Below are 16,533 nucleotides of genomic sequence, written 5' to 3'. Positions count from 1 at the left end.
CCGACGGGCTACACATCGCTGATCACGCCGGAGCCCGACAGGACATGAACCTTGTAGCCCGAAAAAATCTTCTGCGCCTCGCCGGCTGCATAGAGCGCCTGATAGGCCTCGTGCGGGATCAGCGCGTGCTTCTCGTAGGCGGAAACGCCCTGGCGCGCCGCCTGCAGATCGTCGGTTTCGATATGGAACTCCTCGCGTGCCGGTTCGCTGGACCAAAGGCCGCGCCGTGCCGGCTTCTCGGTCCTGGAAAACACCTCCTGTATCGTCCAGGTCAGCAGCCAGGCGTTCTGCGGGCGGCGCACCCGGTCGAGCACCGCCGCCACGGTCGAGTTGTGCTCGGTGATCCCGGCCGAATAGAACGGGCCGAGCACGACGCGCCGCAACTGTTTGGGGTGCAGGTTCTCGAAGTCCTTGTCGAGATTGCCCGCGATCGTGGCCGGCGACAGCGAGTAGGCCGAATTCCGCTCAGCGAAATCGTCGAAACGGCGGGCGAGAGCCGGGTTGAGCAGGCCTTCGACGGGCAACGGGATCGGAATCTTGTCGTTCAGCTTGCCATCGCGCGTCACCAGCATGGCGGTCAGGTCGGGCGAGCTGTCTTCCACCATCGCCATGTAGACCAAGGGCAGGTTGGCCGCCCCGTCGAACGCGCCCCAGTGGACGAGGTAGAAGGGTCGGCCGGTCTTGGGATTGACCGAGACGCGGACCGTCTTGGGCAGCACGAAAGGCGCGAAGACGAGCCCTGTGCTCGCCTCCTCCAGATAGAGCCGCTCGGCCATCATGCGCTGGAGCGTCCTTGGAAACTCCTTGTGGCGGAGGATGAAGTCCACCATCTCGGCGCGCAGTTCGCCGGGCTGCGGAATTCCGGCCAACCGCTTGTCGGCCGTGCGCCGGTCGTTCTCCAGCTCCAGCACGTTCTGGAACACGGGAAAGCCGCTCTCGGCGCGCGAGATGCGGAAACTCTCGGTGAACCCCAGCCGGTTTCGCCAGCAGGCGAAGGAGTTCTCCAGTCGCACGATGTACTCGGAGACGATCTGCGCGATCAGGCCGTGGGCCTGTAGCTTCGAGCGCTCGTCGCGCAGGAAGATGTCCAGTCCGGCGAGGGCGGCCGCGATCGCGTCGAAATAGCGGCCGGCGGCCGTGTCGGCGGGTGTCATGGCGTCGCCATTTCTGTGAGCCCGGCTGCTGCTGTTCAGGCGCCCGTCTTCACGTAGTCGGCGGCGTTGTGCTTGCGCAGCACCTCCTCGAAGCGGCGCGCGAAGGCGTCGTCGGCGAGCTTCTTGCGGCGCTGGATGTCGGCCGTGGCGACCATGTTCTTCTCATGCAGTTCGAGCAGGTCGCCGATGTGCTTCTGCGCGGCGGCGCCGATGCCCGCCATGGTCTGCTCGGCGGTGGTGTCGACCTGGCTGCCGAGCGTGTTGATCTTGTGGGCCACGTCCTGCTGGGCGGCGGTCTTCAGCGAGTCCTCCAGCGCCTTGTAGAGAACGATGCGCTGCTCGGTGTCGATGGTCAGCTTGTTGATCAGCGTGTTCTGCGCCGCGATCTGGTTGTTGAGCGAATCCACGAAGGTCTGGAACATCGAGGTGTAACGCTCGAGCGTCTGGCTCTCGGCCAAAAGTTCCTGCTCCTTGGCCTGCCGCTCATTGTATTCGGTCGCCAGCTTCGACCGCTCGGCCTCCAGTTCCGTGCGCATGGTCTGGTCGGTCGAGGCGGCGATGCGGTTCTCGATGTCGAGCAGCATCGGGTTCAACTCCTCGATGCGCTTCTGCGTGGCGGTCAGGTTGGCGATCGTCACCTTACGCCGTTCGATGACCTGCGAAAGACTGGCTTCGGACGTTGCGTATCGCTGGTCCAGCACCTGCTTCTGCGCCTTCAGAATCCCGACGATCGTGTCCGATTTCGCCAGCAGTTCCTGGAGATTGCCGGCCAGCGACATGTTGCGGACGCGCTCCGTGCGCATGCGCTGCTGGCGCTGCTTGGAGAAGATGCCGACGAAGCTCTCCCAGCCGGTGTAGTTCTTCATGCTCTCGAACTCGGAGCCGAAGACATTGGTCGCGTCCTCCAGCCCGATGATGAGGTCGGCGATGTTGCCTTCCATCACCTTCTGCTGCTTGAGCACGTCCTGGATGCGGGCGTTCTCGATGTCGAAGTCGGCGTCGCCGATGGCCTGGTCCGCGGTTGCGAACTTTTCGAGCACGATGCCCGACTGTTCGATGCGGGATCGCATCTCGTCGACCACCTGCTTGGTGCGCGCAATCTCGGCATCGAATTTCTGCAGCGTCGCCATGGATCCCCTCCAGCCGGGTGCTTCTGTGGGGCGAATATATGGATCGAACGTATCGATTGAAAGACCGCCTTCGGTCGAGCCGACTCATGCCGCCACGCAAGAGAAGGCCCGTCCCTCGGCGAGGGGCGGGCCTGGCATCAATCCTTGCGATGCTGCGGGTCAGCTATAGGGCGACACGCACTGGCGACGCGGACCGTTGTACGGCTGGTAGGTGTTGTCCGAGGCGCGATACGACCGCCAACGGTTGTGGCACCACTGCACATGCGCGCTGCCCATCGGCCGCACCACGTTGTTGCTCAGCGCGCCGCCGATGATGGCGCCCGCAATGAAGGCAGCCGGCGGGAACCAGAATCCGTTGTGCTGGCGATAGCCGGGGCGACGCTCGCGATAGCCGCGATGGTTGTTGTAGTAGGCATAGTTGCCACGGCGTTCGAAGCGGCCACGGTTGTTCCGGTTGCGGTCACCGCGGCGCAGTTCCTGGCCACGACGGGCGTCACGGCGGGACTGAACCTGCGTGATGTCGTTGCTGGCCTGCGGAACGCTCGGCGAAAACACCGGAGCCGCAGCAGCGGGAACCGCCGACGATGCCGCCATGGCAAATGCGAGTGTGGCGCAAAGCGCTGTCGTGAACTTTTTCATGATGTACCTTTCCAAGCGATGTCCCTAGACCCCATTTACGCGTTCCGGCTCGGATCGTTCCATTAATTCGCGGTAACCAGGGATCGGGGCCGACCGTCGTCAACCGCCTGCAAAGCCGATGAAATCTTCCGGCGCCCAGCGGCCCATCTCCTCCTCCCAGTGCTTTCGGCACAGCGAGACATAGACCTCCTTGCCGATCGCCACCTGTTCGCCCTGTCTTGCCACCTTGCCGTTCGCGTCGAGCCGGACGACCATGGTCGCCTTGTGGCCGCAGCGGCAGATGGTGCGCACCTCCCGCAACTCGTCGGCGATCGCCAGAAGCGCGCGTGAGCCGGAAAACAGGTTTCCCTGGAAGTCGGTGCGCAGGCCGTAGCACATGACCGGAATGCCGAGCCTGTCGGCGACCCGCGCCAGCTGCCACACCTGTGCATCCTCCAGGAACTGTGCCTCGTCGATGAACACGCAATGGACGGAAGCGTGCTCGTGATGCTCGGCGATGGCGGCGAACAGATCGTCGCCGTCCCGAAACAGACGGGCGTCCGATTCGAGGCCGATCCGGGACGAGATGTAGCCTGCATCCTCCTTGCGGTAGTGGCCGGCGACGAAAAGCATGGTCGACATGCCGCGCTCCCGGTAGTTGTACGACGCCTGCAGCAGCATTGTCGATTTCCCGGCATTCATCGTCGCGTAGTGGAAGTAGAGCTTGGCCATGGCGCCTTAAAGCGCAGAATCCGCGGGGAGGGGAGTCCGTCGGGTCGACGAAGTCGGCCTGGCCGGCGGTCATCCACGGGCAAATGCGGGCTGATCGCGATCCTTGGCGTAAGATGGCCACCACATGGCGGTATGCGGCTTGAAACGTCGACTAAATGGTGTTTGGCTCCACGCATGCAATGCCAGCATGTGGACGTTCCGTCCTTTTCGATATCCGAACGATGGGAGTAACCTCGATGATTCACGCAAGGACCACCGCGCTCGCGATCGGGCTGACGGCGGCGATGGCGTCCGCCGCCTATGCCTCCGATCCGCAAAGCTGCCGGAACGTGACCTTCTCCGACGTCGGCTGGACCGACATCACCGCCACGACGGCGACGGCATCCGTCGTGCTCGAAGCGCTCGGCTATGCGCCGACGACCCGAATCCTGTCGGTGCCGGTCACCTACGCGTCGCTCAAGAGCGGCGACATCGACGTCTTCCTCGGGAACTGGATGCCGACGATGGAAGCCGACATCGCGCCCTATCGCGATGACGGCTCTGTCGTCACCCTGGTGACCAATCTCGAAGGCGCGAAATACACGCTGGCGGTGCCGAAATACACGTTTGACAAGGGCCTGCAGAGCTTCGCCGACATCGCGAAGTTCAAGGACGAGCTCGAAGGCAAGATCTACGGCATCGAGGCCGGCAACGACGGCAATCGCCTGATCCTGGACATGATCGCGGCGAACCAGTTCGACCTTGCCGGGTTCGACGTGGTGGAGAGCTCGGAGGCGGGCATGCTGTCGGCGGTCAAGAAGGCGGCCGGCGGACAGAAGGACATCGTCTTCCTCGGCTGGGAACCGCACCCGATGAACTCCAACGTGGAGATGGCATATCTTTCGGGTGGCGACGACGTCTTCGGCCCGGATTACGGCGGTGCGACCGTGCACACCAATGTCCGCAAGGGACTCGTCGAGGAATGCCCCAATCTTGGCAAGCTCTTGACCAACATGGTCTTTTCGCTCGATATGGAAAACGAGATCATGGGCGCCATCCTGGACGAGGACCGTGATCCGGCCGATGCCGCGACGGACTGGCTCAAGGCCAATCCCGAGGCGGTCGGTCCCTGGCTCGAGGGCGTGACGACGCTCGATGGTGGCGACGCCATGGCGGCAGTCAAGTCTTCGCTGGGCATGTGAGCAACATTCACTGAAAGCGCGCGGCGGCCCGATTTCGGTCCGGTCGCCGCTCGATCACGAAGGACCACGAGGGGCAGGTCGACATGGATCCGGTTTCGGGTTGGATCGCCGGTTACAAGATTCCGATCGGTCGATGGGGCAAGCAGTTCTTCGACTTCCTGACGGACAATTTCGAGTGGTTCTTCGATTCGATCGCCGATGCGCTCAAGTCGGTTCTCGAGGGCCTGGCCGGCGTGCTCCTCGCGGTTCCGCCGGTCCTGCTCGCCTTGGCCATCGCCGGTCTGGCCTGGTATCTTCAGCGCTCGTGGAAGCTGGCTCTGGGCATTCTGGTCGGCCTCCTCTTCATCGTGAACCAGGACCTTTGGAAACAGACCGTCGAGACGCTCGTGCTCGTCGTGGCGTCCACCACCGCGTCGATGGCGATCGGCGTGCCGCTGGGCATCTGGGCCGCGCACAACGAAAAAGTCTGGCGATGGCTGAATCCGGTGCTCGACCTGATGCAGACCATGCCGACCTTCGTCTATCTCATTCCGGTGCTGATCCTGTTCGGCCTCGGGGTCGCGCCCGGTGTCATCGTGACCATCATTTTTGCGGCGCCCGCGCCGATCCGGCTCACCTATCTCGGCATCACCTCGGTGCCGAAACCGATGATCGAAGCTGGCGAGGCGTTCGGCGCGACAGGCCGACAGTTGCTCTGGAAGGTCGAGATGCCCGCAGCGCTCCCCACGATCATGGCGGGCCTGACCCAATGTATCATGCTTTGCCTGTCCATGGTGGTGATCGCCGGGCTGATCGGAGCGGGCGGCCTCGGCACGGAGGTGGTCAGGGCGCTGAATTCCGGGCCGCGGGGAATCCCGCTCGGCATCGAGGCGGGGCTGGCCATCGTGATCCTCGCCATCTCGCTCGACCGCATGTCGCGCATCGGGACGGCAGGCGCCAAATGAGCACGGCCGTCGAGTTCCGTCACGTCGACATCATCTTCGGCGAGGACCAGCGGGGGGCGCTGGAGCTTCTCGACGGCGGTTCCACGCGCCAGGAAATCCTCGAGAAGACCGGCTCGGTGCTCGGCTGCGCCGACTGCAACCTGACGGTGGAAGAGGGCGAGATTTCCGTGCTGATGGGGCTGTCGGGCTCCGGCAAGTCCACCCTGCTCAGGGCCGTGAACGGTCTGAACGAGGTCACGCGCGGCGAGGTGATCGTGCATGACGGCGACTGGTCGGCCGACGTCGTTTCCTGCGGGCCGGACAAGCTGCGAAAGATCCGCCGCGAATGCGTGGCGATGGTGTTCCAGCAGTTCGCTCTGTTGCCCTGGCGCACGGTGGCGGAGAACGTCGGTTTCGGCCTCGAACTCGCCGGCGTTCCCGAAAAGGAGCGGCGCGAGCGGGTGAAAGCGCAGCTCGATCTCGTCGGCCTCTCGCAATGGGCAGGCAAGTACGCGCACGAACTCTCGGGCGGCATGCAGCAGCGCGTGGGCCTGGCCCGCGCTTTCGCCACGGAAGCGCCGATCCTGCTCATGGACGAGCCGTTTTCCGCGCTCGATCCACTGATCAGGACCAAGTTGCAGGACGAACTGCTCCAGCTTCAGGCCGATCTGAAGAAGACGATCATCTTCGTCAGCCACGACCTCGAGGAAGCGCTCAAGATCGGCAACCGCATCACCATCATGGAGAGCGGGCGCATCGTCCAGTCCGGCGCACCCGAGGACATCGTGCTCAATCCCGCCAACGACTACGTTCGCGACTTCATCGCCAACGTCAATCCGCTGTCGGTCCTGACCGCCTGGAACGTGATGCGCGACCGGCGCGACCTGACGACGGCCGGCGACGGCTGGGTCTGGCTGGACAGGCGGCAGACGACGCGGTTCCAGCTCGACGAAAACTACTTGGTGGTGGCCGCCGAGAACAACGGCGAGCCGGCCATATGGTCGTCGTGCGACGACGTGGAGACGTTGCCGCGCGAGCGTCCGCCGGTCTTCTGGGCCAAGCCCGGAACCTCCTTGAAGACGGTCATGCACGCCATGCATCAATCGCAGACCGCGCCCGTTGCGATCTTCGACGAACAAGCCCGCTTCATCGGTTCGATCGGGGTCCGCGACGTGCTGCGGGCCGTCCTGCGTCGTTGATGGGATCTCTCGTGCTGATCCGACCGTCGCGGCGCAAGAGACGAGCCTTGCATCCTCCGTCTCTTCGCGAGTGCGGCTCGAGGCCTGATACGCGTGCGGAGCGGCCCGCGCCGGCCAATCGCGCCGGCCTAGCAGCGGTGGCCGTGACGAGATCATGAGCAGGCCGGTTCCGAGGCTTTCCAGCCTGTTTGATCGTGGCGCGTTCACGATGAATCTCTCGACGCGTTTTGCGATCGCGGTGACTGTCGCGATGGCGCTCTCCGGCCTCATCGCCGGCACTGTGGTGAACAGGGTCATCACACAAAGTGCGATCTCGAACGCGGCGGCGGCGACCGCGATCGTGATGGACGGTCTGCTGCTGCCGATCGCCCGCGAGATGGAAGAGACCAAGACCCTGCCGATCAATCCGAGCGAGGCGCTGCGCGATCTGCTGTCGAGGGGTGCGCTCGGCGGGCGGATCCATTCGATCAAGCTGTGGCGGCCGGATGGCGTGGTCGCCTATTCGCATGACCCGAGCCTGATCGGCCGGAAGTTCCCGCTGTTCGATGCGCTGGAGCGCTCGCTGCGCGGGGAGCTGGTGGCCGAAATCGAGGAACTGGATCACGAAGAAAGCGCCTATGAGCGGCGGCTCGGCGTCCCGCTTCTTGAGGTCTACACGCCGATCCGCGATCCATGGACGGGGCGTGTCCTGGGTGTTGCCGAGTTCTACGAGAACGCCAGCGGCCTTCGCGAGACGCTTCGACAGGCGACGCTTCTGGTGATCGCCATCACCATCGGCGCGACGCTCCTGATCGGAACGACCCTGTTCGGCATCGTGCATCAGGCCAGCCGGACCATCGAACGGCAGCGCCACGATCTTCGGGCCCGCACCGACGAGGCCGAGCGCGTCTCGGAGGTCAACAGGGAGTTGCGGCTTCGCGTCCAGCGAGCGGCGTCCCGGGGCCTCGCCCTGAACGAGCGCCACGTGCGACAGCTGAGCGCCGATCTCCACGACGGTCCCGCGCAGCTCATCGGCTTCGCAGCGTTGCGCATCAGCAGCCTCAAGGACGTGCCGCCCGCTTGGGAAGCTGAATGCACGACCATCAAGCAGACGCTCGACGAGGCCATGCGGGAGATCCGCGCCATCTGCTCTGGCATGTCGCTGCCCGAAATCGGCGGGCTCGACCTCGGCGCGGTCATCCGCAAGGCCGCCCAGGCCCACGAAAGGCGCACGGACACGCGCGTCTCGATCGAAATCGGCGAAATCGACGGGTTCGTTGCACCTTCTATGAAATATTGCGCATACAGGTTCGTTCAGGAAGGGCTGAACAATGCCTACAGGCATGCTGAAGGGCGCGACCAGTCGATCGAGTGCGGAACACGCGACGGCGAGCTTTTCATCCTGCTGAGGAATGGTCCGGCGGTCTGCCCTTGCCTCGACGAGGACAAGCGGCCGCTCGGCCTGATTGGGCTGCGCGAGCGCGTGGAAGTGCTGGGGGGAACCTTCGGCTTTTCCGCAAGGCAGGACGCACCGGTGGAAATGTGGATGGCTTTGCCGTTCGGAACGGGAGAACTTGATGACTAGGAAGATCACCGTCATCGTCGTCGACGATCATCCGCTCTACCGGAGCGGCGTCGTGCGAACGCTCGAGGACGACGGAGGCTTCGACGTGGTGGCGGAGGGCAGCGATGCCGCCAACGCCGTGCAGCTGGCCATGCTTCACAAGCCCGACCTGATCATCCTCGACATCTCCATGCCCGGCAGCGGGCTGGAGGCGGCCAAGCGCATCGCCGAGGTCGTTCCGCGCACGCGCATCGCGATGCTCACCGTCTCGGAGGCCGACGACGACATCGTCCGTGCGCTCGATCTGGGGGCGGCCGGCTACATCCAGAAGGGGATCGGCGGACCCGAACTGGTGCGGGTCGCCCGGGGAATCGCGGCGGGCCAGTCCTATGTCGCGCCCGGCCTCGCGGCCCGGCTTCTCGTCGGCATGCGGACCCGCACCAATGGCGGGCCGGCCAATACCGAACTGACGGCGCGGGAAGAGCAGATCCTGCGCCTCGTGGCCAAGGGCCTGAGCAACAAGGAGGTCGGACGCTCGCTCAATCTCCAGGAGAAGACCGTCAAGCACTACATGACCAACATCCTCCAGAAGCTCCAGGTGCGCAACCGCGTCGAGGCCACCATCAAGGCAGCGGAGATGTGGGGACGCGTCGGCTGACGACACGCAGCCCGCGACGGCCGATTCGTCGCCGTCGACCGGCCGGCCTGTCGCAATCGGCGCATTGGGCGGCTGTTTTGGGACGGCGGCGCTGGGCTGCCCGCGCTCTTATCGCGGCCGGGCGGAGGGAGGTCTCCGCTCGGACAACGAATGCGGGGGAGACGCAATGGCCGACGTGAAGTCCGATATCGAGATCGCGCGCGCAGCGAAGAAGAAGCCGATCATGGAGATCGGCGCAAAGCTCGGCATACCGTCCGAGCACCTGCTGCCCTACGGGCATGACAAGGCCAAGATTTCCGCCGAGTTCATCGCCTCGAAGAAGGGCGGTGCGGACGGCAAGCTCATTCTCGTGACGGCGATCAACCCCACCCCGGCCGGTGAGGGAAAGACGACGACCACCGTCGGTCTCGGCGACGGGCTCAACCGAATCGGCAAGCGCGCCATCACCTGCATTCGCGAAGCGTCCCTTGGACCCAATTTCGGCGTCAAGGGCGGGGCTGCCGGCGGCGGCTATGCGCAGGTGGTGCCGATGGAGGACATGAACCTCCATTTCACCGGCGATTTCCATGCGATCACCACCGCCCACAACCTCCTGTCGGCGCTGATCGACAATCACATCTACTGGGGCAACGACCTCGGCATCGACACCCGCCGCGTTGTCTGGCGGCGCGTCATGGACATGAACGACCGCGCCTTGCGCGAGATCATCTGTTCGCTCGGCGGCGTCGCCAACGGCTATCCGCGCGAGGCGGGTTTCGACATCACCGTGGCGTCCGAGGTCATGGCCATTCTTTGCCTGTCGACGGACCTGAAGGACCTGCAAAAGCGGCTGGGCGACATCATCGTCGCCTACCGTCGCGACAAGACCCCGGTCTATGCCCGCGACCTCAAGGCCGACGGGGCGATGGCCGTCCTGCTCAAGGACGCCATGCAGCCCAACCTCGTGCAGACGCTGGAGAACAATCCGGCCTTCGTGCATGGCGGCCCTTTCGCCAACATCGCGCATGGATGCAATTCGGTGATCGCCACCACGACGGCGCTCAAGCTCGCCGACTATGTCGTGACCGAAGCAGGCTTCGGCGCTGATCTCGGCGCGGAAAAATTCTTCGACATCAAGTGCCGCAAGGCCGGCCTGAAGCCGGCGGCGGCGGTCATTGTCGCCACGGTGCGGGCGATGAAGATGAATGGCGGCGTCAAGAAGGAGGATCTGGGCGCCGAGAACGTCGAGGCGGTCAAGAAGGGCTGCGCCAATCTCGGCCGCCACATCGAGAACGTGAAGCAGTTCGGCGTGCCGGTGGTCGTGGCGATGAACCATTTCACCACCGATACCGATGCCGAGATCGCGGCGATGAAGGAATACGTCGCCGGCCAGGGCTCTGAGGCCATCCTGTGCAAGCACTGGGCGCATGGATCGGCGGGTATCGAGGATCTGGCCCGCAAGGTCGTGGCCCTCGCCGAGTCGGGTGCTGCGCAGTTTTCGCCGCTCTATCCCGACGAGATGTCCCTGTTCGAGAAGATCGACACCGTGGTCAAGCGCATCTACCGCGGCTCCGAGGCCATTGCCGACAAGAGCGTGCGCGACCAGCTGAGGCAGTGGGAAGAGGCGGGCTATGGCCACCTGCCGGTCTGCATGGCCAAGACGCAATATTCCTTCTCGACCGATCCCAATCTTCGCGGCGCGCCCACGGGGCACACGGTGCCGGTTCGCGAGGTCCGTCTTTCGGCCGGCGCCGGCTTCGTCGTGGCGATCTGCGGTGAGATCATGACCATGCCGGGTCTGCCGAGGAGCCCTTCGTCGGAAAAGATTTTCCTCAACGATCAGGGCTACATCGAAGGCCTTTTCTGACCTGGTTTCGTTACAATAATCCCCTCGGAGATGCGTCCGGCCTTTGATTTCGGGCCGGACGCGCTAGTTTCGGGCACGCTCCAACCGGAAATTCGGGGATGAATACATGACGTCGCGCTGGTCCTGGCTCGTGTCCCTGCTGGGGCGACAACTCTGGTTCAGGGCGGCGTTGATTTCCCTCCTGGCCGTCCTCGCCCCGATCGTGGCCATCCTGACCGGCCCTTACATCCCTTCGGGCGTGTCCCAGAAGATCGGGGCGGATTCCGTCGGGCAGATCCTCGACATCCTCGCGTCGAGCATGCTCGCGGTCACGACATTCTCGCTGACGACGATGGTTTCGGCCTATTCCGCGGCCACCACCAGCGTCACCCCGCGGGCGACGAAGCTGATGATCGAAGACACGACGTCGCAGAACGTGCTGGCGGCGTTTCTCGGCTCCTTCCTTTTCAGTCTCGTCGGCATCATCACGCTGGCGATGAACCTGCAGGGCGAGAACGGCCGTCTCGTGCTGTTCGTCTTCACGCTCATCGTCGTCATGATCATCGTTGTCACGCTGGTCCGGTGGATCGACTATGTGGTGCGCCTCGGCCGGGTCAACGAGACGACCCGCGAGGTGGAAGAGGCGACCGAGAAGGCGCTCGTTGCCTGGATCGAGCGTCCCAATCTCGGCGGAGGGTCGCTTCCCGCCGAAGCGGACCGGCAGGTGGGTCATGACCATCCCGTCTTCATACCGGCGGTGGGCTACGTCCGACACATCGACGTGGCCGCGCTGGCGGAATGGGCGGATGCAAGGCAGGCAACCGTCAGTGTGGCCGCCCTCCCGGGCACGCTGGTCGATCCAACGAGACCGGTCGCCTATCTGACGTTCGCTCCTGACGACGACGACGTCGCCGCCATTTGCGAGGTTTTCATGCTGGGCAAGGAACGCAGCTTCGACCAGGATCCGCGCTTCGGTTTCTCCGTGCTCGCCGAGATCGCTTCCCGGGCGCTGTCGCCGGCGATCAACGACCCCGGAACGGCCATCGACGTGATCTCGAGGGCGATCCGGCTTCTCACCGTGTGGGACAAGGCCCAGGTGAGCGGCACGCCTGCCTATCCCCGGCTCTTCGTACCCGCCCTGACCACGGAGGAACTGCTCGATGACGTGTTCACGCCGATCGCGCGAGACGGCGCCGGCATCGTCGAGGTGCAGATCCGTCTGCAGAAGGCGTTCGGCGCGCTGGCGAGGCAGCAAGGCGGGCGGTGCAGGACGGCCGCGGGTCGCCACAGCCGGATGGCGCTCGGTCGGGCCGAGCATGCAATGACGTTCGACCCGGACAGGGAGCGGGTCAGGAAAGCAGCGGCGGAGGTTCTGGCGTGAGCAATGTGGCTGCCCTTCGGGAGCTCGTTCGAGGTATGCGCGACATGCGGCTGGCCACACTGCCGGTGGCCGTCGCAGCGCTTTTCGGCTTCGGTGTCTTCGCCTTTCTCCAGATCGCGGAGGAGGTGTCGGAGGCGGAACTCGGCCAGTTCGACCGCTGGCTCCTGTTGGCGTTTCGAACCCCCGGGGACATGGCGGATCCCATCGGTCCCCCATGGCTCGAGGAATTCATGATCGAGTTGACAGCGCTCGGCGGCTATCCGCTGCTGACCCTCATCGTTCTCGCCGTCGCCGGTTTTCTCGTCGTGTCGGAACGCTACGGTCCAGCGCTCTACACCATCTTGTCGATCGTGCTCGGCACGTCCCTGTCGCATGGCCTCAAGCTGCTCTACGACCGTCCGCGGCCCGATCTCGTCGAGCAATTGGTCAGCGTCCAGACGCCGAGTTTTCCGAGCGGTCATGCGTCGATGAGCGCGGTGGTCTACCTCACTCTCGCGACCGTCATCATCCGTTTCGTCGACAGCATGGCCGTGCGTGCCTACGTGCTCGTGGTTGCCCTGCTTCTCACGCTGGGCATCGGCGTGAGCCGCGTCTATCTCGGCGTCCACTGGCCGTCGGACGTCGCCGCCGGATGGGCGTTCGGCGTATCCTGGGCCTGTCTGGCATGGCTGGTGGTGACGGGGTTGCGCGCCTGGCGACAGGGGCCTTCCGGCTCGTGACGAAGCGACCGGATCGCGGACGCGGACGCGCTTCGTCGGGGTCGCGAGAATCCCAGTTGCGCGGTCGACGATCCGCCGCTAAGCATGCAGCCATGAACAACGCTTCGACGATCGCGAACTGGTGGTGGCCCGCAAACTAGCGGCCATCGACGCGCGTTCACGTAAAACGATATGGCCGCTTCGGATACTCCGGGCGGCCTTCGATTTTTTGGGCTCCCGGCGCTTCCGCCAACCACGATGGAGACGGAAATGACGGTGGAAGTGCTTGAAAACGGGGCGGAGCGTTTCCTGACCGCCGGAGGCGTCGCGATCACCCGCCGGCGCCATGAAACGGATTACGGCGGCGCGATCGAGACCTATGTCGATGGTCTCAATACGCGGCGCGGCGCGGTCTTCTCGTCCAATTACGAGTATCCCGGCCGCTATACGCGCTGGGACACGGCCATCATCGACCCGCCGCTGGTGATTTCCTCGCGTGAGCGCACCATGCGCATCGAGGCGCTGAACGGCAGGGGCGAGGCCATGCTGCCCGCGATCGCCGACGTCGTTGCCGGCCTGCCCGAGATCACCGTCAGCGAGCGTGGCGCCCGGTTGCTGGCGATGGACATCGCCGTGCCGGGGCGTGTCTTCGCCGAGGAGGAACGCTCGCGGGTGCCCTCGGTGTTCACCGTGCTTCGGGCCATCGTCGGCCTGTTTCGCACCGACAATGACCCGAGCCTCGGTCTCTACGGCGCGTTCGGCTACGATCTCGCCTTCCAGTTCGATCCGGTCAAGCACACCCTGGAGCGCAAGGAGAGCCAGCGCGACATGGTGCTGTTCCTGCCCGACGAGGTTCTGGTGGTCGATCACCATGCCGCGCGAGCATGGCATGACCGCTACGACTACGCTGGTGACGGCTGGACCACGGAAGGACTGCCGCGCGATTCGGTCGAGGAGCCGTTCCGGCCGAGCGAGCGTGTTCCGCCTCGCGGCGATCATGAGCCCGGCGAATATGCCAAGCTCGTGCGCAAGGCCATGGAAAGCTTCCGCCGCGGCGACCTCTTCGAGGTCGTGCCGGGGCAGATGTTCTACGAACGCTGCGAAACCCAGCCGTCGGAAATCTCGCGCCGACTGAAGGCGATCAACCCGTCGCCCTATTCCTTCTTCATCAATCTCGGCCAGGGCGAGTATCTCATCGGCGCCTCGCCCGAAATGTTCGTGCGCGTTTCGGGCCGGCGCGTGGAGACCTGCCCGATCTCGGGCACGATCAAGCGCGGGGACGACGCGATCTCGGATTCGGAGCAGATCCTGAAGCTCCTGAACTCGAAGAAGGACGAGTCCGAGCTCACCATGTGCTCGGATGTCGACCGCAACGACAAGAGCCGTGTCTGCGAGCCCGGATCGGTGCGCGTCATCGGGCGCCGCCAGATCGAGATGTATTCCCGCCTGATCCACACGGTCGACCATATCGAGGGACGGCTGCGCGAAGGCATGGACGCGTTCGACGCTTTTCTCTCGCATGCCTGGGCGGTCACCGTGACCGGGGCGCCGAAGCTCTGGGCGATGCGCTTCATCGAGCAGAACGAGAAAAGCCCGCGCTGCTGGTACGGCGGGGCGATCGGCATGGTCCACTTCAACGGCGACATGAACACGGGCCTGACGCTGCGCACCATCCGCATCCAGGACGGTATCGCCGAGGTGCGGGCCGGCGCAACGCTCCTGTACGATTCCGTGCCCGACGAGGAAGAGGCCGAGACGGAACTCAAGGCTTCGGCCATGTTGTCGGCCATCCGCGAAGCCGGCTCCAGCAACGCCGCACGCCAGGAACGCCAGACCGCGCGGGTGGGCGAGGGTGTGCGTATCCTGCTCGTCGACCACGAGGACAGTTTCGTTCACACGCTCGCGAATTATTTCCGCCAGACCGGCGCCAGCGTCACCACCGTGCGCACGCCGGTCGCCGACGAGGTGTTCGACTCGGTTCGGCCAGACCTCGTGGTACTGTCGCCCGGACCCGGCTCGCCCAAGGACTTCGACTGCGCGGCCACGATCCGCAAGGCGCGCGGGCGGGACCTTCCAATCTTCGGCGTCTGTCTCGGGCTGCAGGCTCTGGCCGAGGCCTATGGCGGCGAACTGCGCCAGCTCCACATCCCCATGCACGGCAAGCCGTCGCGCATCCGGGTGACGAAGCCGGGCGTCGTCTTCTCCGGTCTGCCGAAGGAGGTGACCGTCGGCCGCTACCACTCCATCTTCGCCGATCCGGTTCGGCTTCCCGACGAGTTCATGGTCACGGCGGAAACCGAGGACGGCGTCATCATGGCCTTCGAGCACAAGCGCGAACCGATCGCTGCGGTGCAGTTCCATCCCGAATCCATCATGTCGCTGGGCCAGAACGCCGGCATGCGGATGATCGAGAACGTCGTGGCGCACCTGCCGCGCAAGGCCAAGGTCAAGGCGGCGTGACGATGGGCGGCCTGTCGGGCGCCGGTGCCTGGAGAAACTGACGATGCCGGTCAAGCAGCGCATACGGCGGCTCGCCTTCGCCTCGATCTTCGTTGCCTTCGGCGTGATGGCGCTCAAATTCGCGGCGTGGCGGGTGACGGGGTCTGTCGCGCTCTATTCCGATGCGCTGGAATCGATCGTCAACGTGATCGCGGCCGGTGCCGCCTATTGGGCGATCCGCGTCAGCCACAAGCCTGCGGATGCAGACCACCCGCATGGGCACCACAAGGCGGAGTATTTCTCCGCGGTGCTCGAAGGCGTACTGATCGTTCTTGCCAGCCTCCTCATCATGCGTGAGGCCTGGTCGGCCCTGCAGGCGCCGCGCATGATGGAAGAACCGGCGCTTGGCTTGGCCATCAACGGCGCGGCCGCCGTGGCCAATGCCGTCTGGGCGACGGTGCTGATCCGCACGGGCCGGAAAGAGCGGTCGCCGGCGCTGGAAGCCGACGGCCGCCACATCATGACCGACGTCGTCACCTCGGTTGGCGTGATCGTGGGGCTCGTCGGCGCCATCCTCACCGGCTGGGCCATCCTCGACCCGCTGCTCGCCATCATCGTCGCGCTGAACATCCTCTGGCAGGGCTGGAAGGTGATCGGCCAGTCGGTGCAGGGCCTGATGGACGTCGCCGCCGATCCGGTCGAGACGCGCAAGATCCGCGATATCATCTCGGTCAATTCGAAAGGCGCGCTCGAGGTCCACGATCTGAAGACCCGCATCGCGGGTCGGGCGACCTTCATCGAGTTCCATCTCGTGGTCGACAGCACCATGACCGTCGGCGAGAGCCATGTGATCTGCGACCGGATCGAGACGGCGCTCCAGGATGAACTCCCGTCGGTGCGGGTCATCATCCATGTCGAGCCGGACGACGAGGCCAAGCTGCCGCCGGGCACCACCGCGGTTCCGTTCGCCTAGAGCGTGTCGCGCCCAAACCGATTCATTCTGTTTCTCGTTTGGCGAGGTGATCCACGAGAAGGATGGCGCGGGTCGATGT

14 protein-coding genes are annotated in these 16,533 nt (G+C 64.7%); 10 read left to right on the top strand and 4 right to left on the bottom strand.

Translation table 11 applies throughout. The features are described 5' to 3' along the window. Positions 1 to 8 precede the first annotated feature (8 nt). From EJC49_RS12295 to EJC49_RS12280, 4 genes are all read right to left on the bottom strand, one after another. Positions 9 to 1,154, bottom strand: a complete 1,146-nt coding sequence (locus tag EJC49_RS12295; protein WP_126700231.1) for a hypothetical protein — start codon at positions 1,152 to 1,154, stop codon at positions 9 to 11. Positions 1,155 to 1,189: 35 nt separating this feature from the next. Further along, positions 1,190 to 2,284, bottom strand: coding sequence for a hypothetical protein (locus EJC49_RS12290; RefSeq protein ID WP_126700230.1), 1,095 nt, complete (start codon positions 2,282 to 2,284; stop codon positions 1,190 to 1,192). Positions 2,285 to 2,443: 159 nt separating this feature from the next. Next, a complete protein-coding gene (locus EJC49_RS12285; RefSeq protein WP_126700229.1) occupies positions 2,444 to 2,923 on the bottom strand; it encodes a BA14K family protein in 480 nt (159 codons plus the stop codon). 99 nt (positions 2,924 to 3,022) lie between these two features. After that, positions 3,023 to 3,634 carry a thymidine kinase gene (locus tag EJC49_RS12280; protein WP_126700228.1) on the bottom strand — a complete coding sequence of 204 codons (612 nt, stop codon included), beginning with the start codon at positions 3,632 to 3,634 and terminating at the stop codon, positions 3,023 to 3,025. A 236-nt stretch (positions 3,635 to 3,870) separates the two neighbouring features. Between EJC49_RS12280 and EJC49_RS12275 the strand changes: the two genes are divergently transcribed. The 10 genes from EJC49_RS12275 to EJC49_RS12230 all read left to right on the top strand — a co-directional run bounded on the left by EJC49_RS12275 (position 3,871) and on the right by EJC49_RS12230 (position 16,454). Then, positions 3,871 to 4,815 carry a choline ABC transporter substrate-binding protein gene (locus EJC49_RS12275; protein ID WP_126700227.1) on the top strand — a complete coding sequence of 315 codons (945 nt, stop codon included), beginning with the start codon at positions 3,871 to 3,873 and terminating at the stop codon, positions 4,813 to 4,815. Positions 4,816 to 4,898: 83 nt separating this feature from the next. Beyond that, on the top strand, positions 4,899 to 5,759 hold the full coding sequence (choW, locus tag EJC49_RS12270; RefSeq protein WP_126700226.1) for a choline ABC transporter permease subunit: 861 nt from the start codon (positions 4,899 to 4,901) through the stop codon (positions 5,757 to 5,759). Beyond that, the gene (gene choV, locus EJC49_RS12265; protein ID WP_126700225.1) at positions 5,756 to 6,937 is read left to right on the top strand and encodes a choline ABC transporter ATP-binding protein; all 1,182 of its coding nucleotides are present in this window, start codon (positions 5,756 to 5,758) and stop codon (positions 6,935 to 6,937) included. The genes choW and choV overlap by 4 nt, the downstream gene beginning before the upstream one ends. 154 nt (positions 6,938 to 7,091) lie before the next feature. Next, positions 7,092 to 8,501 (top strand): sensor histidine kinase, encoded by a 1,410-nt coding sequence (locus EJC49_RS12260; RefSeq protein ID WP_126700224.1) that lies wholly within the window; start codon positions 7,092 to 7,094, stop codon positions 8,499 to 8,501. After that, entirely contained in the window at positions 8,494 to 9,138 is a 645-nt protein-coding gene (locus EJC49_RS12255; RefSeq protein WP_126700223.1) for a response regulator, read from the top strand. The genes EJC49_RS12260 and EJC49_RS12255 overlap by 8 nt, the downstream gene beginning before the upstream one ends. A 166-nt stretch (positions 9,139 to 9,304) precedes the next feature. Further along, positions 9,305 to 10,984, top strand: a complete 1,680-nt coding sequence (locus tag EJC49_RS12250; protein WP_126700222.1) for a formate--tetrahydrofolate ligase — start codon at positions 9,305 to 9,307, stop codon at positions 10,982 to 10,984. A 106-nt stretch (positions 10,985 to 11,090) separates the two neighbouring features. After that, a complete protein-coding gene (locus EJC49_RS12245) occupies positions 11,091 to 12,344 on the top strand; it encodes a DUF2254 domain-containing protein (protein WP_126700221.1) in 1,254 nt (417 codons plus the stop codon). Next, positions 12,341 to 13,063: a phosphatase PAP2 family protein gene (locus EJC49_RS12240; RefSeq protein WP_245453381.1), complete on the top strand. Its 723-nt coding sequence runs from the start codon at positions 12,341 to 12,343 to the stop codon at positions 13,061 to 13,063. The genes EJC49_RS12245 and EJC49_RS12240 overlap by 4 nt, the downstream gene beginning before the upstream one ends. 249 nt (positions 13,064 to 13,312) lie before the next feature. After that, positions 13,313 to 15,502 carry an anthranilate synthase gene (locus EJC49_RS12235; RefSeq protein ID WP_126700220.1) on the top strand — a complete coding sequence of 730 codons (2,190 nt, stop codon included), beginning with the start codon at positions 13,313 to 13,315 and terminating at the stop codon, positions 15,500 to 15,502. A gap of 43 nt (positions 15,503 to 15,545) precedes the next feature. After that, positions 15,546 to 16,454 carry a cation diffusion facilitator family transporter gene (locus EJC49_RS12230; protein WP_126700219.1) on the top strand — a complete coding sequence of 303 codons (909 nt, stop codon included), beginning with the start codon at positions 15,546 to 15,548 and terminating at the stop codon, positions 16,452 to 16,454. Positions 16,455 to 16,533 lie beyond the last annotated feature (79 nt).

Source organism: Aquibium carbonis (assembly GCF_003970795.1).
GTDB lineage: Bacteria > Pseudomonadota > Alphaproteobacteria > Rhizobiales > Rhizobiaceae > Aquibium > Aquibium carbonis.
This window is presented reverse-complemented; position numbering and strand designations above follow the sequence as displayed.

Coding starts and splice junctions, on each gene's coding strand:
- EJC49_RS12255 (WP_126700223.1), top strand. CDS start 8,494: ATGACTAGGAAGATCACCGTCATCGTCGTCGACGATCATCCGCTCTAC.
- EJC49_RS12290 (WP_126700230.1), bottom strand. CDS start 2,284: ATGGCGACGCTGCAGAAATTCGATGCCGAGATTGCGCGCACCAAGCAG.
- EJC49_RS12285 (WP_126700229.1), bottom strand. CDS start 2,923: ATGAAAAAGTTCACGACAGCGCTTTGCGCCACACTCGCATTTGCCATG.
- EJC49_RS12235 (WP_126700220.1), top strand. CDS start 13,313: ATGACGGTGGAAGTGCTTGAAAACGGGGCGGAGCGTTTCCTGACCGCC.
- choW (WP_126700226.1), top strand. CDS start 4,899: ATGGATCCGGTTTCGGGTTGGATCGCCGGTTACAAGATTCCGATCGGT.
- EJC49_RS12275 (WP_126700227.1), top strand. CDS start 3,871: ATGATTCACGCAAGGACCACCGCGCTCGCGATCGGGCTGACGGCGGCG.
- EJC49_RS12280 (WP_126700228.1), bottom strand. CDS start 3,634: ATGGCCAAGCTCTACTTCCACTACGCGACGATGAATGCCGGGAAATCG.
- choV (WP_126700225.1), top strand. CDS start 5,756: ATGAGCACGGCCGTCGAGTTCCGTCACGTCGACATCATCTTCGGCGAG.
- EJC49_RS12250 (WP_126700222.1), top strand. CDS start 9,305: ATGGCCGACGTGAAGTCCGATATCGAGATCGCGCGCGCAGCGAAGAAG.
- EJC49_RS12295 (WP_126700231.1), bottom strand. CDS start 1,154: ATGACACCCGCCGACACGGCCGCCGGCCGCTATTTCGACGCGATCGCG.
- EJC49_RS12245 (WP_126700221.1), top strand. CDS start 11,091: ATGACGTCGCGCTGGTCCTGGCTCGTGTCCCTGCTGGGGCGACAACTC.
- EJC49_RS12230 (WP_126700219.1), top strand. CDS start 15,546: ATGCCGGTCAAGCAGCGCATACGGCGGCTCGCCTTCGCCTCGATCTTC.
- EJC49_RS12260 (WP_126700224.1), top strand. CDS start 7,092: ATGAGCAGGCCGGTTCCGAGGCTTTCCAGCCTGTTTGATCGTGGCGCG.